The organism is Candidatus Nanopelagicales bacterium (assembly GCA_030700225.1).
In the GTDB taxonomy this organism is placed as follows: Bacteria; Actinomycetota; Actinomycetes; order S36-B12.
The window spans coordinates 78,458-104,035 of sequence record JAUYJT010000044.1; the positions used below are offsets into that span (position 1 = coordinate 78,458).

Genomic DNA, 25,578 nt, shown 5'->3' on the forward strand with positions numbered 1-25,578 from the left:
GTGATTACACCGGCGTAGTTTTACCCAGGTGGGGAGAACTTGTGGACTGTGGTGCTAGAGCATCGGCCAAGCCGTACCGCATCGTCGGAAGCTGCTGCTGTATCTGAGCTGTCCGTAGGGTCAGAACGGCTACCAGTACCCCCACCCACGCCAGAACCCCAAGAACTTGCCACAGCTCACGGCTGCGCTTCGGCGCGTAGGCCAGGACCGCCGCCACAACAGCCCCACTCACCGCCCCACCTAAGTGAGCTCTCCAGTCGATCCCAGGAACCACGAATCCGATCACGGCGTTGATGACCAGCAAGACGATTACTTGAGTCACGTCCCGGCGCAGATGATGCCCCGTCACGATCAATGCGGCCATCAGCCCAAAGATCGCCCCACTGGCGCCCACCGACACCGAGTTGAACGGACCGAACGTGTACGACGCCACGCCTCCCGCCAGAGCCGCCACCAAGTACAGGACCGCGAAACGCACATGCCCGAACAGGGACTCCAGCGTCGGACCCAGCACCCACAGGACGTACATGTTGAACAGGATGTGGAGCACGCTGCCGTGCAGGAAGGCCGAAGTCATCAGCCGCCACCACTCGCCCTGTAGCGATACCCCCGCCGGAGACATCCCCCACTCGTACACGAAGCTGCTGATGCCAGCTACGAACTCGACCACGAAAAGCGCCGCGCAGATGCCGATGATGGCTTTCGTGACGTAGGCGTCCTTGATAACCGCGGTCCCCATCGGGCTGAGCGGACCAGAAGTCGTCGATTCGGCCTTGGCTACGCACTCCGCGCATTGGAATCCCACAGGGGCGGCGATCATGCAGTCCGGGCAGATGGGGCGGTGGCACCGGGCGCACTTGATATAGGTGACGCGGTCCGGGTGCGCGTAGCAAACCGGCGTCGTTGAGACCGGTCCGGTCAGGAGTCGGCTCCCTCGATTGTCACCGACTGAATCACCACGTCGGTCACCGGCTTGTCGTTCCGGCCCGTGGCAACGGCCCCGACCGCGTCCACGACCTCGCGGCTCGGCTGATCGGCGACCTCACCGAAGATCGTGTGCTTGAAGTTCAGCCAATTTGTCGGCACCAAGGTGATGAAGAACTGCGACCCGTTGGTGTCCTTGCCTGAGTTGGCCATGGCCAGCAGATACGGCCGGTCGAACGTCTTCTCCGGGTGGAACTCGTCCGCGAACCGGAACCCAGGGCCACCCGTACCGTTGCCCGCCGGATCTCCCCCCTGGATCATGAATCCGGGGATGACGCGATGAAAGATCACGCCAGCGTAGAGCGGATCTGTGGACTTCCGGCGCGTTGCCGGATTCGTCCACTCAATGGACCCGCTGGCGAGACCGACGAAGTTCCGCACGGTCTTAGGCGTGTGGTCATCGAAAAGCTCAACCTTGATGTCGCCAAGATTAGTGTGCAAAGTGGCTGAAGTTGTCACCCGGCGATCATCCCATGAACCCAACCTGGACCTTGCGCTCGGTCCGGCAAGCGCCACCCGAGGTGGAGGCGAAGGGACTTGAACCCTCAACCCCCGCCTTGCAAAGGCGGTGCTCTACCTGTTGAGCTACGCCCCCGGGGCCTTGACTGCTAGTGCGCCTCCGCGGGCGGCGTTGCGGCAGGCTCCTGCCCGTTTCCGCCCAGCTCACCGGACGATGTCGCCTCGGTCCACAGGTCCTCTTCTGCCCGTGACGCCATCATCTTGCGGTACACAAGGTATGCACCCGCGGCGATCGCCGCGAGCAACAGCAATTTCTTCATCTGCCATGTCCCTTCCGTGGACGTTCAGCCGCGCATCCGCGCGACACGTGGCGTGGGCCTGGATGGACTCGAACCATCGGCCTCTTCCTTATCAGGGAAGCGCTCTAACCAGGCTGAGCTACAGGCCCGCACGAAGGCTCAGGATACCGTCCGCTACGGATCAAGGCTCACCAGACTTCGGACACCGCCCCGCTGGCCGCTGCTACCAGGTCAGGAGTTCAGGAATCGTCAGTGAGCGTGACCTGCAAGCCACCGGTAATTCCGACCGCCAGGTTGTACAGGTACGCGAAGAGCGTCGTCAGAGCCGTCACCAAGACCACTTCGAGCCCGGCCAGCATGGCCGTGATCCCCACGATCCTGGAGAACGACAACAGGCCCTTCACGTCTACCGAGCTCGTTCCGCTGCCCAACAGGTCAGTCAACGTCTGGTTCACCGATTCCAGCGTGCCGCTGACGGAAAGCATCCACCAGATGATCGTCACCGCCACCATCATCACGATGCCGATCGCGATGGCCATCATGAACGCGTTCTTCATCACCGACCACGCGTCCAGATGGGTCACGAACAGATGGGCGTGCCGAGCTCGCCGCTGCGGCGCTGGTGCATCGGTAGTAGTCACCGGTATCTCCTAGTCGTCAGCCGCAGATGACGGGTCGAGACTACCGTCAGGACCGTCTCCTGGGAACGATTCACCGGACTCTTCGGCCGCGTCGTCATCCTCGGGGGTCTCCTGCTCAGCTGAGCGCGCGACCGCCACGACGCTCTGCCCCTCCCCGAGCCCCATCAACGACACTCCCATCGTGGCGCGCCCCGTGGCGCGGATCTGACTAACGGGGGTCCTAATCACCACCCCGCTGTCGGCAATGGCCAGGATCTCGTCAGTCTCCTCGCACACAAGCGCCCCAACGAGCGCTCCCCGCTCGCTGACCAGACGCATCGCACGCACGCCCTTGATGTTCCGGCCCTTGCGGTTCCATTCGGCTACCGGAGTGCGCTTGGCGAACCCGCCGTCGGTGACGGTCACGCAGTACGTGTCAGCACGGGCAACCTCCATGGACAGCAGCTCATCGCCCGGTGCCAGCCGAATCCCGCCGACGCCACCGGTGGCTCGACCCATCGGGCGCAGCTGCGCGTCATCGGCCAGGAACCGGACCGACATCCCTTTCCGGGACACGAGCAGCAGATCGTCCTGAGCGGACAACAGTTCGGCGGAAATGACTTCGTCGTCGTCCACCAAGTTGATGGCGATGATCCCGCCAGTCCGGCTTGAGTCGAACTCCCGCAGGCGGGTCTTCTTGATCCTGCCGCGCTTGGTCGCCAGCACCAGGTGCTCGCAGTCCTCATAGCCGCGAAGCGCCAGCACTTGAGCGATCGTCTCATCCGGCTGGAAGGCCAGCAGGTTAGCGACGTGCTGGCCCTTGGCATCCCTGCCGGCCTCCGGGAGCTGGTAGGCCTTGGCGCGGTAGACGCGACCCTTGCTGGTAAAGAACAGGATCCAGTTGTGCGTCGTAGTCACGAATAGGTGCTCGACAACATCGTCGGCCCGCAACTGGGCACCGCGCACACCACGGCCTCCCCTGCGCTGAGACCTGTACAGCTCCAGCTGGGTGCGCTTGGCGTAGCCGGACCGGGTGATCGTAACGACCACGTCCGTCTCGGCGATGAAGTCCTCATCGGCCATGTCGCCCTCCCAGGGGGCGAACTGGGTGCGGCGCTCGTCACCGAACCGAGCCACAACGTCAGTCAGTTCCGATGCGACGATGTGGCGCTGACGCTCCGGGCTGGCCAGGATGTCATTGAAATCGGCGATCTTCGTCATCAGATCCGCATGCTCGTCGAGGATCTTCTGGTGCTCCAGAGCTGCCAGGCGCCGCAGCTGCATGTCCAGGATCGCGGTCGCCTGGATCTCGTCGATCTGAAGCAGGTCGATCAGGCCAGAGCGGGCGTCATCCACGGTTGGAGACCGCCGGATCAACGCGATCACAGCGTCGATCGCGTCCAGCGCCTTCAAGTACCCCAGCAGTATGTGAGCGCGCTCTTCGGCTTTGCGCAACCGATAGCGGGTCCTACGCTGAACCACCTCGATCTGATGCGCGACCCAGAATGTGACGAACTGATCCAGCGTCAGCGTTCGGGGAACTCCGTCCACTAGCGCCAGCATGTTGGCCCCGAAAGTGTCCTGCAGGGCTGTGTGCTTGTACAGGTTGTTCAGCACGACCTGCGCGACCGCGTCGCGTTTCAGCTCGATGATCAAGCGCATGCCGGTCCGCGATGATGAATCGTCTCGAACGTCAGCGATCCCGGCCAGCTTCCCGTCATTGGTCAGCTCAGCGATCTTCAGCAGCAGGTTGTCAGGATTGACGTGGTAGGGCAGCTGGGTCACGACGAGGATCTGCCGACTGCGGCTGTCCTCCTCAACCTCCACCACGGCCCGAACTACCACTGAGCCGCGTCCAGTGCGGTAGGCCTGCTCGATTCCCCGGCGGCCCACGATGATGCCCCCGGTGGGGAAGTCGGGCCCCTTGATCCGCTCCAGCAAAGCGTCAAGAAGCTCCTCGCGTGTGGCCTGGGGGTGTTCAAGCGCCCACAGCACGCCGGCTGCCACTTCGCGCAGATTCGCGGGAGGGATGTTCGTGGCCATGCCAACGGCGATGCCGGCGCTGCCGTTGACCAGCAGGTTCGGGAACCTGGCCGGGAGGATGACTGGTTCGGCGGTCTTGCCGTCGTAGTTGGGGACGAAGTCGACGGTCTCTTCGTCAATGTCGCGGACGATCTCCATCGCCAGGGGACTCATCTTGCATTCCGTGTACCGCATCGCGGCGGCTGGGTCGTTACCCGGCGACCCGAAGTTGCCTTGGCCCTCGACCAGCGGATAGCGCAGGCTCCACGACTGCGCCAGGCGGACGAGGGTGTCGTAGATCGCCGAGTCGCCGTGGGGGTGATAGTTCCCCATGACATCGCCCACGATGCGGGCGCATTTGCTGTAGCCGCGCTCTGGGCGGTAGCCACCGTCATACATCGCGTACATGACGCGGCGGTGGACGGGCTTCAACCCATCGCGCACATCCGGGAGCGCCCGCGAGACGATGACGGACATCGCGTAGTCCATATAGGACCGCTGCATCTCCAGCTGCAAGTCCACCGGCTCGATGCGGGCGTCCGCCGGTTCTTCGATGTCGATGCCGTCGGACACGTCAGACCGCCCTTCTACTCACTGTCGCCCCGCGACGCTAGGCCAGATTCAGATATCAAGGAACCGGACGTCCCTGGCATTGCGCTGGATGAAATGTCGGCGCGATTCCACGTTCTCGCCCATGAGCACGCTGAACATTTCGTCGGCCTGTGCCGCGTCGTCCAATGTCACCTTCAGCATGAGCCTGCGAGTCGGATCCATAGTCGTCTCCCACAGCTCGTTGGCGTTCATCTCGCCGAGACCCTTGTAGCGCTGGACAGGTTCATCCTTCTTCATCTTGCGGCCCTGCTCCAGGCCGACTCGCATCGCGACCTCACGCTGGCGCTCGGTGAACACGTATTCAGGATCGCCAGTTGTCCACTTCACCTTGTACAAAGGCGGCTGGGCGAGGTAGACGTGTTCATCCTCAACGAGTGGACGCATGAACCGGAACAACAGTGTCAACAGCAGAGTGCGGATGTGCTGGCCGTCCACGTCGGCGTCAGCCATCAGCACGAGCTTGCCGTACCTCAACCGTGCCGCATCGAACTCATCCTGGATGCCGGTACCCAGCGCCGACACCAGAGCCTGAACTTCGTTGTTGCTCAAGACGCGGTCGATCCGCGCCTTCTCAACGTTGAGGATCTTGCCCCGGATCGGCAGGATCGCCTGAGTGCGCGGGTCGCGCCCGCTGCGCGCACTGCCGCCGGCCGAATCGCCCTCGACGATGAACAACTCACACTCGGCGGGCTCTCGTGAGGAGCAATCCACCAGCTTTCCGGGCAGGCCTCCGCCGCCGAGTAGACCCTTGCGACCACGCGCCAGATCCCTTGCCTTGCGCGCGGCCAACCTCACAGAAGCCGCGTCCACGGACTTGCGGGCGATCTGCTTGCCCTCCGCCGGGTTCGCCTCGAACCACGCCCCCAGGTGATCGTTCACAACCTTCTGCACGAACGTCTTGGCCTCAGTGTTGCCCAGCTTCGCCTTGGTCTGGCCCTCGAACTGCGGCTCGGTGAGCTTCAGCGACACGATCGCTGTCAGGCCCTCGCGGATGTCCTCCCCGGTCAGGTTGGCCTGTTTGTCCTTCAGCACACCCCATTCACGGGCGAACTTGTTCGCCTGCGAGGTCAAAGAGGTCCTGAAGCCCTCCTCGTGCGTCCCGCCACCCGTGGTGTTGATCGTGTTGGCGAACAGGTACACAGACTCGGAGAACCCGGCGTTCCACTGCATGGCTACTTCGACCGACATCTTCTGGTCCTCGGCAATGTCCTCGAAGTGGATGACCGTCGGATTGGCGGCCCCCTTGGCCGCGTTCAGATGCCTAACGAAGTCGGCGATGCCTCCGGAGTAATGGTAAGTCTGAGACGTAGGGCCGGTCGGCTCGACGACTGGTCGCTCGTCAACGATGCTGATCGTTAGGCCCTTGTTCAGGAACGCCATCTCCTGGAACCGGCGAGCCAGCGTTTCGAAGTCGAAGTGAATCGTTTCGAAGATATCTGGGTCCGGCCAGAAGGTGACGGTAGTCCCGCTGGCGTCGGTCGCTTCGCCTTTGGCCAGGGGAGCGTCAGGGACACCGTGGGTATACGACTGCCTCCAGACCCGCCCACTGCGCCGGACTTCGACTTCAAGTCGCCGCGACAACGCATTGACTACCGACACGCCGACACCATGTAGACCGCCCGACACCGTGTAGCCGGATCCTCCGAACTTCCCCCCGGCGTGCAACACAGTCAAGACGACCTCGACGGCGGGGCGTTTCTCCACCGGATGCATGTCAACAGGGATTCCACGGCCGTTGTCCGCGACACGTACTCCGCCGTCCGACTGCAGTACTAGCTCGATGCTGTCGCAGTAGCCTGCCATCGCTTCATCGACTGAGTTGTCTACCACCTCATAGACAAGATGGTGCAGCCCCCGCTCCCCAGTTGAGCCGATGTACATGCTCGGCCGCTTGCGCACGGCATCCAGACCTTCGAGCACGGTAATCGCGCTGGCGTCATAGGACACAGTTGCTCCTGAGCAAAGTTCGGCGCCCCCGTCCGCGACATCACGCCATCAGGGGCCAACAATTGACCTCTAGTCTACCGCTGGACCACCTACTCTGGTGGGCGCCGACCCGGCCGCGTCTTCCAGCGTCCAGTGGACTTCCCGCCTACTGGACGTCGAACGTCCACCTTCGCCACCACACCAGGCCCAAGCTCCTTGGCGATACGCTCCAGCAACTCCGGAACCAAGTACCGCATCTCAACAGCCCACGCTGGTGAGTCGGCTTCAACAACCAGAGTGCCGCCACGGTCGTCGTCGGCCGGCTTGTACGCCGCGACCGTGACGTGTTCGGCGACGACCGGGCCAACAATCTCTCGCCACCGCCCCGTGATCCCACCAACCGCCATGTTCAACTGATACCCGTTCTCGCCGACCCAATGGGCTATCGACTGTCCCAGCGGTTGCGGATCTCTGGCATCCGGGCCCGAGCCGCTGCCCCAGCCGGACACAGGGAACTTCCCGGTGCTCCTTCCGTGGCCCGAGCGCATGATCTTGCGCGCTGCGGACCGGACACGGGTAAATGCCGCCACAGCGGGGTCGGCGCCGGGCTGGCTGTTCGCGCCGTCAGAAGTCAAGGCGACTCACCCCACCCTTGCTGACATAGACCTCGGTCCTGGCCAAACTCTTCGGCACATCCTCTGCGACCGCCGCGGTCACTAGAATCTGGTCCGCGGCAGACACGGCGGCTACTAGCCTCTCGCGCCTGTCGGCGTCCAACTCGGCGAATACATCATCCAACACCAGCACCGGGGAGTCTCCGGTCAGACTTCGCATCACATCGAACGACGCGAGTCGCAACGCGATGCCCAGCGACCACGACTCACCATGGCTGGCGAAACCACGCACCGGATTGCCGCACAATGTGATTCGAAGGTCGTCACGGTGAGGACCGGACAGTGTTACCCCCCTGCTCATCTCCTCATCGCGCCGGTCCCGAAGAGCCGATAGGAGCATCCGCGCCGATTCAGCCTTGCTGGTCGCCGAGACAAGCCCCGGCACTGACGGAACGTATTCGATCAACGCGTCGTCCCTAGTCGGACTGATCAGCGCGTACGCCACTGCCATCGGATCCGCGAGCCTTCTAACCGCGTTCAGCCTCCCCCACATCAAGTCCCCGCCCAGCTCGGCGAGCCTTTCATCCCACACATCCATCGATCGCATCACGTCCGCGCTGCGGCTTGGAGCGGTCCTGAGCAACGCCGATCGCTGCTTGAGGACCTTGTCGTAGTCGCCGCGGACACCCGCATACCTGGGTGACACCTGAAACATGACTTCGTCGATGAAGCGGCGCCGGTCAGCTGGTTCCCCCTTTACCAGGCGCACATCCTCTGGGGTGAACATGACGCACCGGACGTGACCCAACACATCGCGTGTCCTGGGTACCTCAGCTCCGTTGATTCTTGGTCGGCACGTTCTGGATGGGTCGATCTGAAGTTCGACAACCACGTCCCGCTCCTGGCGCACCCGGGCCGAAACCCTGATCACTGCCCGCTCTGCTCCCCACCTGACAAGAGCGGAGTCCTTGGCAATCCGGTGACTCTCCAAAGTCGCCGCGAATCCCACTGCCTCGACTAGGTTCGTCTTTCCACTGGCGTTGGAGCCAAGAAGCACCGTAGCCCCTGGCTCTAGACCCAGTCCAGCCTCTTCGTAGGAGCGGAAGTCAAATACCTCGACTCGGCTCACCCACATGCGGACAACTTCAGTCGCTGAGGCGCACTGGCATCAACAAGTACCTGTAGGTCACCGAGTCGGCGTCAGAGCTAATCACCGCTGGCTTGCCGGCTGTTGTGAACGCCATGCGAACCCGCTCAGTGGCGCTCGCGTTCAGCCCGTCCAACAGGTAATCGGGGTTGAACGCGATCTCGATGCCGTCGCCTTCCACAAAGCACTCAAGCGTCTCGCTGGCCTGCGCCTCATCTCCAGTGCCAGCGCCCAACGAAAGCTCGCTGTCGGCGAATGCCAGCCGGATCGGACTTGTCCTTTCCGCGGCGACGAGCTTCACACGCTTCACGGCTTCGATTAGTTCGTCGGTTCGCGCTGTCGCGATGCAACTCGACTCAGTCGGAAGCAGTTGTCTGTACTTTGGGAACTCCCCGTGCAACAACCGGGTCACCAGTTCCCTACCGGTCACCGCGAAGCCGATCCGGCCGTCATCGGCTCCACCCAACCCAATGCGGACATCCGAAACGTGGCCGAGGGATCTGCCCAACTCTGCTAGCTGACGCGCCTTGACCAGGGCGTTCTGGCTGCCCTGCGGCGTTCCGTTCCAAGGGATCTCGCGGACCGCCAGTCTGTAGCGGTCCGTGGCTGCCAGCGTCAGTGTGTCCTCGGTGAACTCCATCCGAATCCCTGTGAGGACTGGGAGCGTGTCGTCACGACTCGCGGCGACCGCGACCTGCGACACAGCCTGGCCAAGCACGTCACCCCTCACAGTCCCAGCTCCGGAAGGAAACTCCGGCAGCTGCGGGTAGTCATCCACTGGCAACGTAGGAAGGGTGAACGACGAGCGGCCGCACTTCACGCTCACCCGGCTCCCATCGTCGGCGAACTCGACAGGACGGCTCGGTAGTGCCTTGGCGATCTCAGCCAGCAGACGCCCGGGAACAACAATCGGACCCAGCTCTTCTACGACCGCCCCCACTCGCGACTGAGCAGATACTTCAAGGTCGAAGGACGACAGCAACAGATGATCAGACTCGGCGCGGATCTGCACACCAGCCAGAACTGGCGACGCGGGTCTGGCCGGAAGCGTCCTGGCAGCCCAAGCGACCGCATCACAGAACTCTTCCTGCTCAACCACGAACTTCATTGGATAACTCCCCAGCCCGGTACCGGCCAACCTAGACCCGATGATCCGTCATCCTGTCACTGATCCAGTCAGGATGGAACAGTCGGGTGCGGTCGGTCATGACCGGCGAGCCAGCGTCCACAGCCTCTATTAACAACCCATAGCACTTAATTGTAGGAAGTAGTCGTCGTAGTAGGTGTTGTGGAAACCTCGGACAACACACAGATCACCTAGTCAGAAGGCATGTCGTGATCCCCACTCATGTGGATAGCAGCGCCCACTTCTGTGGATGACTGTGGACACGGCGCCGATAGCCGGAAGTTACCTCCGGTTATCACGAACTACAACGATGTGTGTACACGGTTTCCACACAGGCGGTCCACATGTGGTTTCCTGGCGGCATGATTCAGCCTGAGTGGCATAAGAGCAATTCTGAAGGGGCGATTACTGTGACGGTTACAGGGTGGAAGCTAATAGGCGCGCTTCAGGCGAGCCTCGGACTTAATGCGTCCCGTGAGGTCGGTAACCTGATTGAAAAGACTGCGGCGTTGCGAGATTTCCTTGCGTATCTTACGTTCCGCGTGCATGACAGTTGTGTGGTCCCTACCGCCGAATTCCTGCCCGACCTTTGGGAAGGACAGGTCGGTTAGCTCCCTACATAGATACATCGCTACCTGCCGCGCCGTGACGAGGGAACGACTCCTCGATGGCCCGCACAGGTCGTCGATGGTGACGCCGTAGTACTGCGACGCGTGCGCCATTATGAGTCCAGCCGACACGTTGGGGCGGGCGTGGTCGCTGATCAGGTCCTTCAGCACGTCCTGCGCCATCTCACGCGTGACGGTTGTGGCGTTCAGGCTGGCGTAGGCAGTGACGCGGATCAGGGCGCCTTCTAGTTCCCGAATGTTGTTGGATATGCGGTCCGCGATGAATTCGAGAACATCGTCGTGGACATTCATTCGCTCTTGACGAGTCTTCTTACGAAGGATAGCGATTCGAGTTTCGAGGTCCGGCGGCTGCACATCGGTGATAAGGCCCCATTCGAACCTCGATCGCATTCGGTCTTCGAAGTCCGGCAGCTGGCGCGGGTGGATATCAGATGTGACCACGATTTGCTTGTCACTGTTGTGCAACGTATTGAATGTGTGGAAGAACTCCTCCTGAGTCTGGACCTTGCCAGACAAGAATTGGATATCGTCCACCAGCAGCAAGTCGATGTCGCGGTATCTGTGCTGAAAAACCGCTGCCTTGTCATCTCGGATGGAGTTGATGAACTGGTTGGTGAATTCCTCGCTGGAGACGTAGCGAACAACTGAGCCCTTGTACAACTCGCGGTTGTAGTGGCCGATCGCGTGAAGCAGGTGCGTCTTGCCCAGCCCGGACCCCCCGTAGATGATCAGCGGGTTGTACGCCTTGGCCGGCTGCTCGGCCGCCGCTACAGCCGCTGCGTGAGCGAACCTGTTGCTTGAGCCGATGACGAACGTATCGAACGTGTACCTGGGGTTAAGGCGCGTGTCGTCGGAGCGGTTCGGTCCCGCGTCGAATCCGTTGCGAGAGCCGAACGCAGGCGACGCACCTGGGCCACCGCGCCCGGGACGCAGCGACGTAGCGGTGTGCGAAAAGGGGCTGGCAGAGGTTCTAGCTGGAGCCGCGAGCGCTGCAGTGGCTACAGGGCCAGCGTAGGTGGCGTCAGCGACCACGTCGGTTGTGTAGTCGTCCGGTCCGGGAGCAAGCGTTGGGTCCACGGTCACGGCGACCCGAATGGGCTGGCCAAGCCGACGCGATATCGATCTGGACAGGGGCTCTCGGTGCTTGGTCTCCACCGTGTCCTTGGTGAATTCGTTTGGTACAGCGATTAGCACGGTGTCGCCCAGAATCCCGACAGGATGGGTCAGTGCCAGGATTCCGCGCTGGTGCGCCCCGACACCGCTGCCCGTGACCTCTGTCAGGATCTCGCCCCACACACCAGACAGGTCCACGGTGGTGTCCATGCAGAATCCTCCATCTACCGGCTGCGTAAACGATCATGCACAGCCATATACACAGCCTGTGGATAACCTTCCCCGCAGGACACGCCCCCAGTCATTTGGCGTTCCTGGCCCAATCCCCTCAACGTCGGTGTGACCTTAGTCGCATCTACCCTGAGTGAGTCAAGGGGTTGGGCAAGATTGCCCAGGAATTTCCCCAGTTGTCGGCGTGTCGGCTTCTCCCCCCAGCATGTGTGCTCGATCCTATGCGGCTCTGCCAGCGGTGCGAACCTGTTGTGTTTGACCTGGGGACTACGGTTTCGTACCGTTGGCTGTCGCACCCTGGCACCTGAATCGGGTCCGGTGGTCTGGCGGGCCCGAAACCTGGGTCGGCCAGAACGTGAGAAACTGGCGACCGATGCTGTGGAGTGAGGCATGAAGCGTACGTACCAGCCGAACAGTCGGCGCAGGGCCAAGAAGCACGGGTTCCGTCACCGGATGCGCACTCGTGCTGGGCGCGCGATCGTCAGCGCCAGGCGTTCCAAGGGGCGGGCGAGCCTGACCGCCTGACACGTCCAATGTTGCCCAAGCATCAGCGGATCCACCGCACCCGCGAGTTCGGGGAAGTGGTCAAGAGTCGCGGGGTTCGGTGCGGATGCGTCGTGGTGTACATAGATGCTGGGTCCGGTAGTGGTCCGGCTCGAGTCGGCCTGATAGTCGGTCGGCAGGTGGGAAACTCAGTGGCGCGGCACAAGGTGTCAAGACGTCTTCGTCACGAGGTCGCCCCGCTGATGGGCGTGCTTCCCGCCGGCACGAGAGTGGTCTTGCGGGCTCTGCCCAGCTCATCGGAAGCGTCTTCATCCGACATCAGCGCGGCCCTTCGCCGCTGCTTTGGGGATCTAGTCCCCGGCGGTGCGGCGTGAGTCCGAAATATGGCGCTTTAGGCGTAATTGGGACTCCGATTCGTGTGCTGCTCAGACTCCTGATTGCGGGATACCGGCGGTACATCTCGCCATGCTTCGCGGCTCGATGCCGCTACCATCCCAGCTGCTCGGCCTACGCGCTGGAAGCTGTGGAGGTCCACGGGGCGTTCAAGGGAACGCTGCTTGGGGGTTGGCGCCTTCTGCGCTGTAACCCTTTCAGCGGCGGTGGGTATGACCCCGTGCCGGAGCGGGGGTCGTGGCTGCCGGAGGTCCACCCCGACGGCAGGCCGCGGGTGACGGCCGTCGGTCGGCGTGTGGGGCAGCAGCTGACGCCGGGTGACGCGGCCGATGATGATTGACTCATCGGCGATGTGGGAGGCCCCCGTTGTGATCCGCCGCGCTAGGGGTCGTCAGACTGGGCAGGTCATCAATGCGACCGGCGGAGTCTGACTGTGTTCCTTTTGGATTGGCTGCGCACCGGAGTCTCGTGGGTTCTGGTCCAGTTCCACTCACTCTTCGGGGCGATCTTCGGGGAAGCCAGCGGCATCTCCTGGACTTTGTCCATCGTCGGTCTAGTCGTCGTCATCCGCGTGCTGCTGATCCCGCTGTTCGTGAAGCAGATCAAGGCGCAGCGGAACATGCAACTGATTCAGCCGCAGATGAAGGAGATAAAGAAGAAGTACGAAGGCGACAGGGAGCGCCAATCCCAGGAGATGATGAAGCTGTATCGGGAGACCGGTACCAATCCCCTGGCGTCGTGCCTTCCGATCCTGTTGCAGATGCCGATCTTCTTCGCCCTGTTCTCGGTGCTGCAGGGGATCGCCATGAACAACCCCCAGGGTGTGTTCACGTGGCCGCAGTACGCGGATCTGATGGGGCAGGCTCGCGCCGCCACGATACTGGGTGCTCCGCTGTACGGAACCTTCCTTGGCGCGGCGGAGACCCCGTCCGAGTCCGTGACGCGTGCCGTGGCAGCCGTACTGATCGTTCTGATGACGGTCACGACCTTCCTGACTCAACGTCAGCTGATGGTCAAGAACACGGCGGCCGACAATCCGATGGTGCGGCAGATGAAGATCATGCTGTACCTGTTCCCGCTGATGTTCGCCGTCGGCGGTATCAACTTCCCCATCGGTGTGCTCATCTACTGGTTCACTACGAACCTGTGGTCTATGGCGCAGCAGTTCTACGTGATCCGGAACAATCCGCAGCCGGACACTCCGGCGCACGCGGCCTACCTGAAGCGGAAGGCGGAGAAGGCTGCTCGCAAGGCTGTCAGGCGGGGCGAGGCTGAGTCCGTCGAGGATGTCCTCAGGGTCGCTCCTGTGGAGCCACCCAAGCGGCAGCAGCCCAAGCGCAAGACGCGTAGTCAGAGGCGGCATGGGGGGTCATCGCCGGGTGGGCCCAGGAAGTAGTCTTCGGTGCGGGCCACGACAAGTGGCCCGACCCAGGCCTCACGTCGACAAGGTGCTGGGAGACGCTCACACATGACTTCAGGGGAGAACCCAATGGCCGAGGATGAACAGGTGGAGATTCCGCAGACACCGCCTGAGTCGGCCGATGACACCGCCAAGCGGGATTTAGTGGCAGAGGGGGACGTAGCCGCCGATTACCTTGAGGCACTGCTGGACATCGCTGATCTCGACGGGGACATCGACATCGATGTGGAAGACGATCGCGCGTCATTGTCCGTTATCGAGGTGAACGATGGCGAGCTGGCGGCACTTGTTGGCACTGATGGAGAAGTGCTCGCAGCACTTCAGGACTTGACCAGGCTTGCTGTGGCCCGCGAGATGGGTGAAAGATCGAGGCTGATGGTCGACGTCGCGGGCTTTCGTGCGCGCCGCAGGGAGACACTTCAGCAGCTGGCGGCGGAAGCTGTGGAGAAGGTTCGCGAGTCGAGTGCACCTGTGCGACTTGAGCGCATGAGTGCTTTTGAGCGCAAGGTCGTCCATGACGTTGTAACTGAGGCTGGGCTGCACAGCGAGAGTGAGGGCACGGACCCAGCGCGATACGTGGTCATTTCGCCGGCGTGAGCGATCCTGTTTCACGTGAAACATCGGGGCTGAGCCTTGAGGCGTTTTCCGCGCTCGTGGACTACGAAGAGCTTCTGGCTACTGAGGGGACGAAACGGGGGTTGATCGGACCCCGCGAAGCTGAGAAGTTGTGGCCTCGGCACTTGCTGAACTGTGCGGTTGTCGCGATGGATGATCGGGGGCTGGTGCCGAAAGGCGCATCAGTGGTCGACGTGGGGAGCGGGGCGGGACTTCCCGGCTTGGTGTGGGCGCTAGTCAGGCCGGACATCCACGTCACTGTCGTGGATAGCCTGCTTCGGCGCGCGGACTTCCTCAAAGAAGCGGTCGCAGTGCTGGGGGTTGGGTCCCGCGTCGAGGTCGTAAGGGGCAGGGCGGAGGCGTTGTCAGGCGACCTTGCCGCGGATGTGGCTACGGCGCGCGCGGTGGCGCCCCTGCCGAAGTTGCTGACTTGGTTAGCGCCGTTAGTGAAGCCGGGCGGAACAGTTCTTGCATTCAAGGGTGAGTCCGTCACGCGGGAGGTCGCCGAATCCACAACGGTCCTGGCGCGGCTGGGACTGGGCCAAGCTCAGATCCTGCGGTGTGGTTCGGGCGTGGTCGACCCGCCGACTGTTGTGGTCCGCTACCAGAGGTCCTCATGAGCTTACGGTTGGACTAGTCGCTCAAAGCTTCGCCGGTAGTGCGTTAGGGAGGTGCGGATGGCTGCCTATTCTTGGGAGGTCGTCCCCCAATTGGGGACGTGCTTGACTCCGGCCTGCGCTAGCGACGTCGAGTCCCTGAACCACAATGTTCCACGTGAAACAAGGCAACCGCGGGAAGATCTGGATTGCTCGTTCGGGGTGGTTCGCTCGGTCGATTCGATCCGGCGCTCGCTCGGAGACCTAGCCGGAGAGCCAGTGCCCCGGCCGTCGGAGACCCGGATCATTGCCGTGGCGAACCAGAAGGGTGGGGTCGGCAAGACGACCAGCGCGGTCAACATCGCCGCCGCCCTGGGCTTCATGGGGCAGGAAGTTTTCGTGGTGGACATGGACCCTCAGGGAAACGCTTCCAGCGCTCTGGGCGTGGACCATGGACCCGAGATCATCAGCATGTACGAAGTGCTCGTTGAGGGCAAGAGCCTTCTTGACGTGGTTCGCCCAGTGGCTGGATTGCCTGGACTTACAGCCGCGCCGGCAACGGTCCACATGGCGGGGGCCGAGATCGAGCTCGTGAACGAGGCGGCTCGGGAAGGCCGGCTGCGCGCCGCGCTACGGCAGTACATGCCTGAGTGTCAGGAACGGGCCAGGCGGCTCGACTATGTGATCATTGACTGCCCGCCGAGCTTGGGCCTGCTCACATTGAACGCGATGGTGACGGCTAACGAAGTTCTGATTCCCTTGCAGTGCGAGTACTACGCCCTGGAAGGGTTGGGACAGCTTCTGGGGTCAATCGAGCTTGCGCGCGAGCACCTAAACCCGAATCTGCGAGTGTCGGCGATACTGTTGACTATGTTCGATAGCCGGACGAAGCTAGCCTTGCAGGTCGCTGACGATGTCCGCGAGCATTTCCCGGATCAAGTGCTCGCGACGGCGATCCCGAGGTCGGTCCGGATCAGCGAGGCGCCATCGTTCGGTCAAACTGTCCTGACGTATGACCCGCGGTCGAGCGGGGCGGCCTCATACATGCGGGCGGCCCGCGAACTGGCACAGGACATGCGATGAGGAACTGCCGCGGGCGGTCACCTGGTGGTTATCCACAGGTTGTCCCTAGGCGTCACTGGTCACGCTCGGAGGTTGGTGTCCGATTTGAGCGACTTCTCGGTGAGGACAAATCGGACACGCCGCCACAGAGCGGGCGCGAAGTGAAGATCGACATGACCTGGAGTATCCACAGACAAGCTATCTGTGTGGTTGCTGTCGGGCACTGAGGTCTAGGGGCGACGAGAAGGGAAGATCATGAGTCAGCGACGCGGACTTGGGCGGGGATTGGGTGCCCTGATCCCGAGCGGCAGTGTGCCTGGGAGAGGCGATTCGAGCGTCATCGACCTGCGGGATTCTCAGGTCGAAGTCGTTCCAGCGCTGCCCACCGCCACGCCGGATGCCGCCACTGAAAGGGTGGCCACGGACGCGCCAGGCCTGGCCGACGCACCGCAGATGGTGTACGCGGAGCTGCCGGTAGGTGACGTGCACCCGAATCCGGCACAGCCCCGGCAAGCGTTCGACGAGGATGAACTCGCCGAGCTCGCGCACTCCATCGCCGAAATCGGGCTGCTTCAACCGATCGTTGTGCGGCCGACGACCCGCGGGCATGAACTCGTCGCTGGTGAGCGGCGGTTGCGCGCTGCCCAGATGGCTGGACTAGACCGAATCCCGGCGATCATCCGCAAGACCGCGGACGACGCGATGTTGCGCGACGCTCTGCTGGAGAACCTGCATCGCGCGCAGCTCAACCCGCTTGAGGAGGCGGCGGCGTACAGTCAGCTACTCAAGGACTTCGCCTGCACGCAAGAGGAGTTGGCGTTGAGAATCGGGCGGTCGCGGCCGCAGATCGCCAACACTCTGCGTCTCCTGAAGCTGCCCACATCGGTGCAAAGGCGCGTGGCGGCAGGCGTCCTGAGCGCGGGTCATGCCCGCGCCCTGCTAGGTGTTCGCGACCCGCATCGCCTGGAGGAGCTGGCGGGACGTGTCGTTGCCGAGGGACTGAGCGTTCGCGCGGTCGAGGAGCTGGTGATCGTCGGGGAGAAGGAATCAAAGGCACCCAGGAAGCCTCGCTCGCCGGCCCAGGTTCCAGTCGAGTACCGGGAGGCGGCCGCGAGGCTTTCGGATCACCTGGAGACCAGAGTGCGTATCGAGGTCGGCCGCCGTAGGGGTCGCCTGATTGTCGAGTTCGCCGCTGTCGAGGATCTAGTCAGGATCGTCGAGATCATCCAGTCAGGCCGCGAAGGCGGGTGATCCAGCGCGCGCAGGCCAGGCCACGGGCCCAGCTCGCGCGGAGATCGACCCATAATGGTCGCCACCACGGCCGCCACCAGAACAGCCACCGTTGCTTTGCCGCTTCCGGTGTTCTTGATGAGCAGAAACTGGACGGGCCGTAAATCCGCCCCAGGCTGGATGGAGAAGATGGTGCCAGCTGGGGATGAACTTGATCCTCCGATCCCGTGGCGAGATGGCCCTACGGCCTCTGAGGGCAGCCCAGCGACCATGAGGCTCACGGCAACTCGTCGCGGCGCGCTGGCTCCTTGCTACGACGCCGGGCCAACGGTCACCGTCACGGCCCCGCTGTAGGTCCCGGCCGGGACCCGACCACCTGAGGTCAGACGGCAGGATGCGACGTTCGTATTGTTGCCGCCCTCCACCGCCCCGCCGGTCAGAATGTTCGAATGCACTTCGGTCGCACCCGCACCTATCCGAACCGCACCGGTGTTGTCATAGGTAGCCGAGCCGCCAAGGCAGTCGAGTGCGAACTCGGTGACTGTGGGCGCCGCAGTAACCAAACCTCCAGCGTTCGTCATCGTCGTCGTCCCGTCCGTCAGGTCCGCCACCGAGTAGTAGATGTTGGACGCGCCGTTGGCCTGCAGCGTGCCGTGGGAGATGTTCTGCGCGGTGGCGCTTGCATCCTTCGCCAACGTCCCGTAGTCCTGTGGCACACGGTGAGTGTTAATAGCGCCGTAGTAGGCGACGGAGTAGTTCGCGTCGGCCGCGGAGTCCTCTCCGGCGCTAGTGTCGAGCGCGGTGACCGCTGCGGTCCAGGCTCCTTGCAGCGCTGCCTCACTGATCTTGAACTTGAAGTTCATGACCATCGCGGTGTTGGTGGCAACGTAGTTGGAGACAGAAGTCTGATCAGCCCAATACGTCGAAGCCCCGGAGGTGAGCGCGAACGCGTTAGTCGCCTGAGTCCAGACGATCTTCATGGTGTTCTGCGCATCAGTCGACGAGCAGGTCGAAGTGCCCTGAGTGGTGTGGTACAGACACAGTGTGACTGTGTTGAGATCAAGCAGAGTGTCCGCATCGGTTATCTCCGCATTGATCTGATACGTGTCCGATGTGCCGTTCGCGGCAGGCTGCATCGCGAAGCCCGCCGTCAAGCCTGACACGACCGGAGCGGTGTTCGTAGCCTGCGCCGGCGTGACAGCGACAGCTGTCAGGGCACCGGCGATCAGGGCGACGGATGCAAGTCCAACCCAAATCCCGCGCCTTGGCCTACAACCCATGCACACACACTGTCTCGGGGCGGCACGGAAACAACACTAAGGCGCGCATGGCGGCATCTAGGGTACCCAACAGCAAGCGGCAAGCTCGAAATATCCGCATTGTCTGCTTGACGGCGAACGCGACGAGACAGCGACCCCTCACGTCAAGGGACCGCTCCTACGAGGGCAGCCCACGTGTGATCGCGGTCCGTGCCAGCGCGGAGAAGACGTCTCCCAGATCCAGCTCGGCCGCCTGCAGGGCTTGAGGCATGAGTGAAGTCTCGGTCATGCCGGGTGCGATGTTGACTTCCAGGAATGTTGGGCTGCCGTCGTCGGCGACTATCAGGTCGACTCGGGAATAGTCGCGCAGCCCGAGGCGACTGTGCACTTCAAGGGCGAGCTGCGCCACTCGCGATGCGACTTCATCGGAAAGGCGCGCCGGTGCGAAGAACTCGGTCAGGCCTGCGACGTAGCGAGCGTTGTAGTCGTAGAAACCCCCGTCTGGGACTATCTCCACGGCCGGAAGGACAACGGGTCCAGTGTCGGTCTCGATGATGGAGACAGCTACCTCAGTGCCGGATACGTAGCTTTCGATGAGAGCGGCGTCTCCGTACGCGAACGCGCCAACTAGCGCTGACGGCAGGTCGCCGGACTCGTGAACGATAGAGGCACCAAGCGCCGACCCACCCTTGCTGGGCTTGACCATCATCGGAAGGCCGAGTCGGTCCACCAAGTGCGTCAGAAGAGTGGAAGCCCCAAGTTCGCGGAACAGGGAATGCGGCAGTGCTACGGAGTCGGGCGTAGGGATCCCCCACCTCCGGGCCAGCGCTTTTGCCACTGCCTTGTCGAAGGAGATCCGCGCCGCGTCTGGTGTGGAACCGACATATGGCAGGCGCAGGCTCAGCAAGACATCGGCCAGTGAGCCGTCTTCACCCGCGGAGCCGTGGACCATCGGCAGGACGCAATCCGGACGGCTCTGCGCCAGATGCGGCAGCAGCTCGGCGTCGACGTCGCACACCGCTACTTGGCAGCCGGAGTCGCGCAAGGCCTCGGCCACACGCCTGCCGGACCTGATTGAGACATCCCGTTCCGGCGAGAGGCCGCCGCACAGGATCAGGAGTTGATGGTCCCCGATGTTGGCCGGGTGGCCGGAATGTGCTTGCATGCGCGTCCTTTCAGGCCAGGTCGGGTGCCGGGACGGAAGTGCCGGCGGGTGTGTGCAAGGTAGTGGCTGTTCCGAAGGTCTCGGCGATCTGAAGTTCCTGCTCCAGAACGGTCGCCAGTCGCCTGACTCCCTCACGGATTCGTTCAGCGGTCGGATTGCAGTACGACAGGCGCATGTTCTGCCGACCCTGACCATCGGCGAAGAATCCGGTCCCAGGCACGTAGGCGACCAGCGCCGCGACCGCGCGGGGAAGCATCGCCGTGGCATCCAAACCTGGCGGCAGCGTGACCCAGGAGTAGAAGCCTCCGCCAGGTACCGTCCAAGTTGTGCCAGCGGGCATGTGCGCCGACATGGAACTCAGCAACGCGTCCCGACGCTCCTTGTACAACTCCCTGAAGACATCCACCTGCTTACGCCAAGGCTGCGTGGCCAGGTACTCAGAAACAACGCCCTGCGTGAAGTTGGATGGGCACAGAACCGCCGCCTCAGCGGCGAGCACGAGCTTCTCGCGGACTCCGTGGGGCGCGACGGCCCAGCCGACGCGCAGGCCCGACGCGATCGTCTTGGAGAACGACCCGAGGTATACGACTTGCTCGGGATCGTCCGCCCGCATCGCGCGCGGGACGGTGCCGTCGAAGCCCAACAGGCAGTAGGGGTCGTCCTCCAAGAGCAAGATGTTCTCGCGCTGAGCCAGTTCGAGCACGTCATGGCGCCGCGCGGCTGGCAGCGTCACGCCAGCCGGGTTATGGAACGTAGGCACTGTGTAGATGAGCTTGGGTTTGCGGCCGCTGGCACGCACGGCCCTGATCGCGTCTTCGAGCGCGGCCGGGATTAGTCCGTCGGAGTCCATGGGCACGTGGACCACGTCGCACTCGTAGGCACGGAACACGCCCAACGCCCCGACGTAGCTTGGGGCCTCGACGAGCACGACATCGCCGGGATCGCAGAACACTCTGACCACGAGGTCCAGTGCCATCTGCGAGCCGGTTGTGACCACGACGTCATCGGAGTGCGCGTGGATCCCCACGTCACTCATGACGTCCAGGATCTGCTCTCGCAGCACGACGTCTCCCTGCCCTGAGCCGTATTGAAGGACGATCTCGCCGCGGTCACGGATCAGCTTGGCGACCGTGTCGGCCACTTCCGCCAGAGGCAGAGCTTCGACGAATGGCATTCCGCCGGCGAGGGAGACGACTTCGGGCCTGGAAGCCACAGCGAAGAGTGCCCGAATCTCAGATGCCGCCATCGACCGCGCACGCTGGGCGTACGCCCCGACCCACGGGTCCAGGCGAGAACCGTGGGGATGGCCAGGTGGCGGCGTGGGCACTCGTGCCTCCTCCTCGTCGTGCTTCTGGGTCGCCTCGCGGCGGGTCCTATGCCTACGATGCCTGAGTGTCCCGCATAAGCCCAATCCGACTCGTCGTAATTGCGCTACTTGGCTTCGGAGTTGGTTTGATGGCGGGCTTCGCTTGGTCGCTGTTGAAGCCGCACCGCGTATCGCGGTACCGCGTCGAGTTGAACGGCGAGTCCTGAGTCTGGATTCACACAGCCGGTTCGGGCTCAAAGAAGCGCTCCACAGACTTGGCGATGGAACGCGCCACGGCTTCGGTGACAGCTGCGTCGGCAAGCTTCTGGCGGTCGCCCGGCTGCATTAGGTTGCCAAGCTCGATCCTGACCGCTGGCATCCTCGTCAGGCGCAGCAAGTCTGATGTTCTCGGAGAGCTTCCGCGTCCGGGAGTACCGGTGAGATCGGTGATGCCCTCGCTTATGAGATTGGCTGCCAGCCGACCCGGCAATGACTGTGTTCCCTGCTCGCGACCCCAGAAGTAGGTGGCTGGCCCACCGGGGTGGTCCGGATTGTGGCTAACCCCGATCGACAGGACCAAGTCCGCCCCGAGTTCGTTGCACATCCGCGCGCGGTCTTCGACTGTCGTTGATGCGGATGGCGGATCAAACAAGGAACGGGTCACCAGTACTCGCGCGCCAATCTCGTTCAGATGCACTTCGATTCGCGCGGCAATGGCTGCGGTGATCGCCGCCTCTGTCGCCTGCGGAGAACCAGGGTCGGGCATGTCGCGGACGCAGGGATCCAGCACCACGAGCTTGCCCCGCACCCCCGTACGCAGCTCATGGAGGGAGTACTTCTCGCGGACCGATTGGCTGGAGTAGTGGCCGACCGTTCGCCTCAGCTGACCAAGAGCGCGGAAGGTCGACGGTCCGCATACGCCGTCGGCGCCGATACCTGTGTTGCGCTGGAATTCATGAATCGCGCGGTCCGTCAGAGGACCCAGACGGCCGTCCTCCCGGCCGCAGGAAAACCCAAGGGCGTTGAGCCTCTGCTGCAGATCGAGGATGTCTTCGCCCACGGTCGTGTGCGGTGTGCCGTAGCACAGGATTCGGTCGCCCAGACGCCAGCGGGCTTCCTCTAGGCGACGAAACGTCTCAGGTCCGACGACACCGTCGGCGGTTATCCCTCTGCGCCTCTGAAACTCGCGTACCGCAGTTTCCACCTCCGTGTCGAAATCCGCGCTCACTAGGCCCGTCGTTTCCCACAGGGAGGGATCCTCCTGAGGCTCTGAGGGACCCGACCGCAGCGGGTCATCGTCACGATGCTCCTCGGCGTACAGGGAACCCGGTAGGAGGCCGAGCCTTGCCAGTCGCGCGCGAATCTCCGCGACAGCTGGGCCGCGATCCCCCAGCCGGAACACCAGCCCAGTCATCACTTCATGGCGAGCAGGACGAGCGTGCGGACCCTGGTCACAGGTAGTCGGCCAGCTGCTGCAGCAGGACGCGCTTTGGCTTGGCTCCCACGATCTGCTTGACGAGCCTTCCGGATGAGAACACGCTCAGTGTCGGTATTGACGATATTCCGTACGCGGCCGCGGTCTGCGGGTTCTCGTCCACATTGACCTTCGCGACCACGAGAGTGTCCGCGTGTTCTTGGGCGATCTCCTCGAGCACGGGGCCCACCATCCGGCAAGGTCCGCACCACTCCGCCCAGAAATCCACAAGCACAGGCTTGTCCGACTTGAGCACGTCTTCTGGGAAAGACGCGTCCGTGACTGTCTTAGAGAATTGAGCCATTGGCCCTCCGTCCGTCGTTTCGCTTCACCCTATCGGCCAGCACCGTATTCAGCGCTTGTGGCATTGGCACGGTTCGACCTCCTAATGGGACTCGGTTGCGTCGGTCAGGAATCGTTCGGCGTCCAGGGCCGCTGCGCACCCGGTGCCGGCGGCTGTGATCGCTTGGCGGTAACGGTGGTCGACAAGGTCGCCGCAGGCGAAGACTCCCGGCGCACTCGTGCGCGTGCTTGGGTGGTCGACGATCACGTATCCGGACTCGTCCAGGTCGACTTGTCCGCCAAGCAGTTCCGAACGTGGGTCGTGGCCGATGGCGATGAACAAGCCTGTCACCGCCAGCCTTCGTGTCTGTGATGTCCGCGTGTCCGTGAGCGTCACAGCCGAGAGTTTGTCTTCACCATGAACCTGCGAGACCTGGCTGTTCCAGGCGAAGCTGATCTTCGGGTCGCGCTCGGCGCTTTGAGCCATGATCTTGCTCGCTCGAAGCTTGTCTCGCCGGTGGATGATCGTCACCGATCGTGCGAAGCGCGTCAGGTATGTCGCCTCCTCCACCGCGGAGTCGCCTCCTCCAACGACCGCGATGTCTTGATCCTTGAAGAAGAACCCGTCACAGGTCGCGCACCAGGACACACCGTGCCCAGACAGCCGCTGCTCGCCGGGTAAGCCCAGCTGTCTGTACCCAGAACCCGTCGCCAGAATCACTGAGCGAGCTTGATGCCGCGTGCCAGCGCCGTCGACCGCGGACTTCACCTCGCCTGACAGCGAGACCGACTCGGCGTCGTCGGTGATGAGGTCAGCCCCAAAGCGCTCGGCTTGCTCGCGCATGCGCCCCATCAGCTCGGGACCCAAGATACCGGTGGGGAAGCCAGGGAAGTTCTCAACATCGGTTGTGTTCATCAAGGCCCCGCCCGCCGTTACAGACCCCTCGAGCACCACTGGGTGCAGCTGGGCGCGTGCCGCGTAGATGGCCGCGGTGTATCCGGCGGGTCCGGACCCGATGATGATGACATCACGTGTTTCGGTCACGGTTTCTCCGTCGTAGTTGGTCTCTTCGCGTGAGCTGTCGCTTCGCCCTCGCGGACATCAACGATCTTATGGGGGCAGCCATTCCCGGAACAGCTTGAGGTGATCAGTACTGCCAGCTCGTCTCTTGCAGGATTCGGGATTCTCCCCCAGCTTGACAGTCTGCGATGAGGATTCGCGCATCGCCCACGGAAACGGAGACAACCACCAGCGTCACCGGGACTGAGCCAAAGTAGCCGCGGTCAACCGTCATCACAGGAAGCCCCTGGGCGGCCGACTCCACGCACCGTCGCTGATCAAAGAACGGATGGTCCAGTTCGGTTGGACCTATGCTCGGGGTCCTGGCGGCCATGTCCCCCTTGGACTTCATGAACTGATCGGTTGTCGCGGAAAGGGGCTGGCCCGCCTCGCATCCCGGTTGGCTCGCCAGGAGACCCCCCACCAGGCTCGGCAGGTTCGCGGCCGCGAAATCCGAGCCGGTCTGATGCGAGATCGCGATCAGGTCCGCGTCCTCGACGATGACGGGGCAGGCCTCAGTCGCGACAGTCGAGGGAGAGCTAGCCAGCTGGGGCCCGAGTACCAGGCCCAGTGCGGCGATCGCGGCCGCCGCGGATGCGGCCGCCGCCAGCTTCGCCAGCGGGTAGCGGCGCCACCTGGGCTGATCACGCCCGACGCCAGCCGCGGCCCGGGCGCGGGCTTCTTCGGCTGTGGCGGCCTCGATGCGTGCCAGAACATCCGTGGGGATTCGCGGACGGGGCTGGGCGGCCAGAAGTTCCCGCACCCACGCGTCGGGCTCGCGCTCCGGTGGGTCGGGCCGTGTCATTCGCCGGTTCCCTTCTGCGGGTTCTGTTTCGCGGGATCGATGGTTGTGACGGATTCCGGGGTGACAGGGTTCCCCGCCGTGAGCAGCTCCGCCAATCGGGCGCGCCCGCGGTGGCAGCGACTCTTCACTGTTCCTGATGGACACCCGAGGATCTGCGCGGCCCCCTCGACCGGCCAGCCCTCGAGGTCGACAAGGACGATCGCGGCGCGCTGATCGATCGGAATCTGAGCGAGTGCCCCCCACACGTTCATCCGCTCGTCGTGTTCGGCGATCGGGTCGCGACCGTCGGAAACCTGAAGGTGGGATTCGTCCTCGTGCAAGGGGATAACCGGCCGGGACTTCTTCGCCCTGAGCCTGTCGAAGCAGGCATTGACCACGATCCGGTGAAGCCATGTGCTCACCTTGGCTTCACCACGAAATGTCTCAGCTCTCCGGAAAGCCGACAGCATCGCGTCCTGCAGGGCATCCGACGCTTCCTCAGGATCCCGGCACGTGCGCAGAGCCACTGCCCAGAGTCTGTCGGAGTGGCGACGCACTAACACCGCGAAGGCGTCCGGATCGCCGCCTACGTGACCCCGCAGTAGTTCCTCGTCGCTGCTCTCAGTGTTGTCGCTGTCGGTCATCG

At 63.2% G+C, this 25,578-nt stretch carries 26 protein-coding genes, 2 tRNA genes and 1 pseudogene; 9 read left to right on the forward strand and 20 right to left on the reverse strand.

The window, feature by feature from the left end; all coding sequences use genetic code 11:
• Positions 1-4 precede the first annotated feature (4 nt).
• The 12 genes and pseudogenes from Q8P38_06505 to dnaA all read right to left on the reverse strand — a co-directional run bounded on the left by Q8P38_06505 (position 5) and on the right by dnaA (position 11,761).
• Positions 5-739 carry a rhomboid family intramembrane serine protease gene (locus Q8P38_06505; GenBank protein ID MDP4014253.1) on the reverse strand — a complete coding sequence of 245 codons (735 nt, stop codon included), beginning with the start codon at positions 737-739 and terminating at the stop codon, positions 5-7.
• A gap of 179 nt (positions 740-918) precedes the next feature.
• Positions 919-1,443 carry a peptidylprolyl isomerase gene (locus Q8P38_06510; protein MDP4014254.1) on the reverse strand — a complete coding sequence of 175 codons (525 nt, stop codon included), beginning with the start codon at positions 1,441-1,443 and terminating at the stop codon, positions 919-921.
• Positions 1,444-1,506: 63 nt separating this feature from the next.
• Positions 1,507-1,579: transfer RNA gene (locus Q8P38_06515), tRNA-Ala, on the reverse strand.
• Between the two features lie 73 nt (positions 1,580-1,652).
• Positions 1,653-1,763, reverse strand: a pseudogene (locus Q8P38_06520) (DLW-39 family protein).
• A 53-nt stretch (positions 1,764-1,816) separates the two neighbouring features.
• A tRNA-Ile gene (locus tag Q8P38_06525) sits at positions 1,817-1,891 on the reverse strand.
• Between the two features lie 90 nt (positions 1,892-1,981).
• Positions 1,982-2,383, reverse strand: coding sequence for a DUF3566 domain-containing protein (locus Q8P38_06530; GenBank protein MDP4014255.1), 402 nt, complete (start codon positions 2,381-2,383; stop codon positions 1,982-1,984).
• Between the two features lie 9 nt (positions 2,384-2,392).
• Complete coding sequence (gyrA, locus tag Q8P38_06535; GenBank protein MDP4014256.1) at positions 2,393-4,957, reverse strand: DNA gyrase subunit A; 2,565 nt, start codon at positions 4,955-4,957, stop codon at positions 2,393-2,395.
• 48 nt (positions 4,958-5,005) lie between these two features.
• Positions 5,006-6,943: a DNA topoisomerase (ATP-hydrolyzing) subunit B gene (gyrB, locus tag Q8P38_06540; protein ID MDP4014257.1), complete on the reverse strand. Its 1,938-nt coding sequence runs from the start codon at positions 6,941-6,943 to the stop codon at positions 5,006-5,008.
• Positions 6,944-7,032: 89 nt separating this feature from the next.
• The gene (locus Q8P38_06545) at positions 7,033-7,557 is read right to left on the reverse strand and encodes a DUF721 domain-containing protein (protein MDP4014258.1); all 525 of its coding nucleotides are present in this window, start codon (positions 7,555-7,557) and stop codon (positions 7,033-7,035) included.
• Positions 7,547-8,671 (reverse strand): DNA replication/repair protein RecF, encoded by a 1,125-nt coding sequence (gene recF / locus Q8P38_06550; GenBank protein ID MDP4014259.1) that lies wholly within the window; start codon positions 8,669-8,671, stop codon positions 7,547-7,549. The genes Q8P38_06545 and recF overlap by 11 nt, the downstream gene beginning before the upstream one ends.
• Before the next feature lie 10 nt (positions 8,672-8,681).
• Positions 8,682-9,791, reverse strand: coding sequence for a DNA polymerase III subunit beta (gene dnaN / locus Q8P38_06555; protein ID MDP4014260.1), 1,110 nt, complete (start codon positions 9,789-9,791; stop codon positions 8,682-8,684).
• A gap of 449 nt (positions 9,792-10,240) precedes the next feature.
• Positions 10,241-11,761: a chromosomal replication initiator protein DnaA gene (dnaA, locus tag Q8P38_06560; protein MDP4014261.1), complete on the reverse strand. Its 1,521-nt coding sequence runs from the start codon at positions 11,759-11,761 to the stop codon at positions 10,241-10,243.
• A gap of 411 nt (positions 11,762-12,172) precedes the next feature.
• Here dnaA and rpmH point away from each other — a divergent pair, with 411 nt between their 5' ends.
• The 8 genes from rpmH (at position 12,173) to Q8P38_06600 (ending at position 17,623) form a co-directional block, all read left to right on the forward strand.
• The gene (rpmH, locus tag Q8P38_06565; protein ID MDP4014262.1) at positions 12,173-12,307 is read left to right on the forward strand and encodes a 50S ribosomal protein L34; all 135 of its coding nucleotides are present in this window, start codon (positions 12,173-12,175) and stop codon (positions 12,305-12,307) included.
• An 8-nt stretch (positions 12,308-12,315) separates the two neighbouring features.
• Positions 12,316-12,660, forward strand: a complete 345-nt coding sequence (locus Q8P38_06570; protein MDP4014263.1) for a ribonuclease P protein component — start codon at positions 12,316-12,318, stop codon at positions 12,658-12,660.
• Complete coding sequence (gene yidD, locus Q8P38_06575) at positions 12,657-13,019, forward strand: membrane protein insertion efficiency factor YidD (protein ID MDP4014264.1); 363 nt, start codon at positions 12,657-12,659, stop codon at positions 13,017-13,019. The genes Q8P38_06570 and yidD overlap by 4 nt, the downstream gene beginning before the upstream one ends.
• Before the next feature lie 93 nt (positions 13,020-13,112).
• On the forward strand, positions 13,113-14,075 hold the full coding sequence (gene yidC, locus Q8P38_06580) for a membrane protein insertase YidC (GenBank protein MDP4014265.1): 963 nt from the start codon (positions 13,113-13,115) through the stop codon (positions 14,073-14,075).
• Between the two features lie 93 nt (positions 14,076-14,168).
• Entirely contained in the window at positions 14,169-14,696 is a 528-nt protein-coding gene (locus tag Q8P38_06585) for a R3H domain-containing nucleic acid-binding protein (GenBank protein ID MDP4014266.1), read from the forward strand.
• On the forward strand, positions 14,693-15,334 hold the full coding sequence (rsmG, locus tag Q8P38_06590; protein MDP4014267.1) for a 16S rRNA (guanine(527)-N(7))-methyltransferase RsmG: 642 nt from the start codon (positions 14,693-14,695) through the stop codon (positions 15,332-15,334). The genes Q8P38_06585 and rsmG overlap by 4 nt, the downstream gene beginning before the upstream one ends.
• 255 nt (positions 15,335-15,589) lie before the next feature.
• Positions 15,590-16,393: a ParA family protein gene (locus Q8P38_06595; GenBank protein ID MDP4014268.1), complete on the forward strand. Its 804-nt coding sequence runs from the start codon at positions 15,590-15,592 to the stop codon at positions 16,391-16,393.
• 234 nt (positions 16,394-16,627) lie between these two features.
• On the forward strand, positions 16,628-17,623 hold the full coding sequence (locus Q8P38_06600; protein MDP4014269.1) for a ParB/RepB/Spo0J family partition protein: 996 nt from the start codon (positions 16,628-16,630) through the stop codon (positions 17,621-17,623).
• Positions 17,624-17,913: 290 nt separating this feature from the next.
• On the opposite strand, the gene Q8P38_06605 is transcribed toward Q8P38_06600, so the two are convergent.
• The 3 genes from Q8P38_06605 to Q8P38_06615 all read right to left on the reverse strand — a co-directional run bounded on the left by Q8P38_06605 (position 17,914) and on the right by Q8P38_06615 (position 21,353).
• On the reverse strand, positions 17,914-18,882 hold the full coding sequence (locus Q8P38_06605) for a hypothetical protein (protein MDP4014270.1): 969 nt from the start codon (positions 18,880-18,882) through the stop codon (positions 17,914-17,916).
• A gap of 157 nt (positions 18,883-19,039) precedes the next feature.
• A complete protein-coding gene (locus Q8P38_06610; protein ID MDP4014271.1) occupies positions 19,040-20,026 on the reverse strand; it encodes a D-alanine--D-alanine ligase in 987 nt (328 codons plus the stop codon).
• A gap of 10 nt (positions 20,027-20,036) precedes the next feature.
• Positions 20,037-21,353, reverse strand: a complete 1,317-nt coding sequence (locus Q8P38_06615) for a PLP-dependent aminotransferase family protein (protein ID MDP4014272.1) — start codon at positions 21,351-21,353, stop codon at positions 20,037-20,039.
• Between the two features lie 65 nt (positions 21,354-21,418).
• Between Q8P38_06615 and Q8P38_06620 the strand changes: the two genes are divergently transcribed.
• Positions 21,419-21,559, forward strand: coding sequence for a hypothetical protein (locus Q8P38_06620; GenBank protein MDP4014273.1), 141 nt, complete (start codon positions 21,419-21,421; stop codon positions 21,557-21,559).
• Positions 21,560-21,567: 8 nt separating this feature from the next.
• On the opposite strand, the gene Q8P38_06625 is transcribed toward Q8P38_06620, so the two are convergent.
• The 5 genes from Q8P38_06625 to sigM form a co-directional block, all read right to left on the reverse strand.
• Positions 21,568-22,746: a peptidoglycan-binding protein gene (locus tag Q8P38_06625; protein MDP4014274.1), complete on the reverse strand. Its 1,179-nt coding sequence runs from the start codon at positions 22,744-22,746 to the stop codon at positions 21,568-21,570.
• A gap of 37 nt (positions 22,747-22,783) precedes the next feature.
• A complete protein-coding gene (trxA, locus tag Q8P38_06630) occupies positions 22,784-23,110 on the reverse strand; it encodes a thioredoxin (protein MDP4014275.1) in 327 nt (108 codons plus the stop codon).
• An 81-nt stretch (positions 23,111-23,191) separates the two neighbouring features.
• Positions 23,192-24,133 (reverse strand): thioredoxin-disulfide reductase, encoded by a 942-nt coding sequence (gene trxB, locus Q8P38_06635; protein ID MDP4014276.1) that lies wholly within the window; start codon positions 24,131-24,133, stop codon positions 23,192-23,194.
• Positions 24,134-24,236: 103 nt separating this feature from the next.
• The gene (locus Q8P38_06640; GenBank protein ID MDP4014277.1) at positions 24,237-24,953 is read right to left on the reverse strand and encodes a hypothetical protein; all 717 of its coding nucleotides are present in this window, start codon (positions 24,951-24,953) and stop codon (positions 24,237-24,239) included.
• Positions 24,950-25,576, reverse strand: a complete 627-nt coding sequence (gene sigM / locus Q8P38_06645; protein MDP4014278.1) for an RNA polymerase sigma factor SigM — start codon at positions 25,574-25,576, stop codon at positions 24,950-24,952. Before sigM ends, Q8P38_06640 begins: the two co-directional genes overlap by 4 nt.
• Positions 25,577-25,578 lie beyond the last annotated feature (2 nt).

Bases quoted from the DNA above. Each gene is read 5' to 3' on its own strand.
- Q8P38_06640 (MDP4014277.1), bottom strand. From the start codon at position 24,953: ATGACACGGCCCGACCCACCGGAGCGCGAGCCCGACGCGTGGGTGCGG.
- Q8P38_06600 (MDP4014269.1), top strand. From the start codon at position 16,628: ATGAGTCAGCGACGCGGACTTGGGCGGGGATTGGGTGCCCTGATCCCG.
- Q8P38_06625 (MDP4014274.1), bottom strand. From the start codon at position 22,746: ATGACTGGGCTGGTGTTCCGGCTGGGGGATCGCGGCCCAGCTGTCGCG.
- trxA (MDP4014275.1), bottom strand. From the start codon at position 23,110: ATGGCTCAATTCTCTAAGACAGTCACGGACGCGTCTTTCCCAGAAGAC.
- rpmH (MDP4014262.1), top strand. From the start codon at position 12,173: ATGAAGCGTACGTACCAGCCGAACAGTCGGCGCAGGGCCAAGAAGCAC.
- Q8P38_06605 (MDP4014270.1), bottom strand. From the start codon at position 18,882: ATGGGTTGTAGGCCAAGGCGCGGGATTTGGGTTGGACTTGCATCCGTC.
- dnaA (MDP4014261.1), bottom strand. From the start codon at position 11,761: ATGGACACCACCGTGGACCTGTCTGGTGTGTGGGGCGAGATCCTGACA.
- Q8P38_06585 (MDP4014266.1), top strand. From the start codon at position 14,169: ATGGCCGAGGATGAACAGGTGGAGATTCCGCAGACACCGCCTGAGTCG.
- Q8P38_06570 (MDP4014263.1), top strand. From the start codon at position 12,316: ATGTTGCCCAAGCATCAGCGGATCCACCGCACCCGCGAGTTCGGGGAA.
- recF (MDP4014259.1), bottom strand. From the start codon at position 8,671: ATGTGGGTGAGCCGAGTCGAGGTATTTGACTTCCGCTCCTACGAAGAG.
- Q8P38_06505 (MDP4014253.1), bottom strand. From the start codon at position 739: ATGGGGACCGCGGTTATCAAGGACGCCTACGTCACGAAAGCCATCATC.
- Q8P38_06610 (MDP4014271.1), bottom strand. From the start codon at position 20,026: ATGCAAGCACATTCCGGCCACCCGGCCAACATCGGGGACCATCAACTC.
- sigM (MDP4014278.1), bottom strand. From the start codon at position 25,576: ATGACCGACAGCGACAACACTGAGAGCAGCGACGAGGAACTACTGCGG.
- dnaN (MDP4014260.1), bottom strand. From the start codon at position 9,791: ATGAAGTTCGTGGTTGAGCAGGAAGAGTTCTGTGATGCGGTCGCTTGG.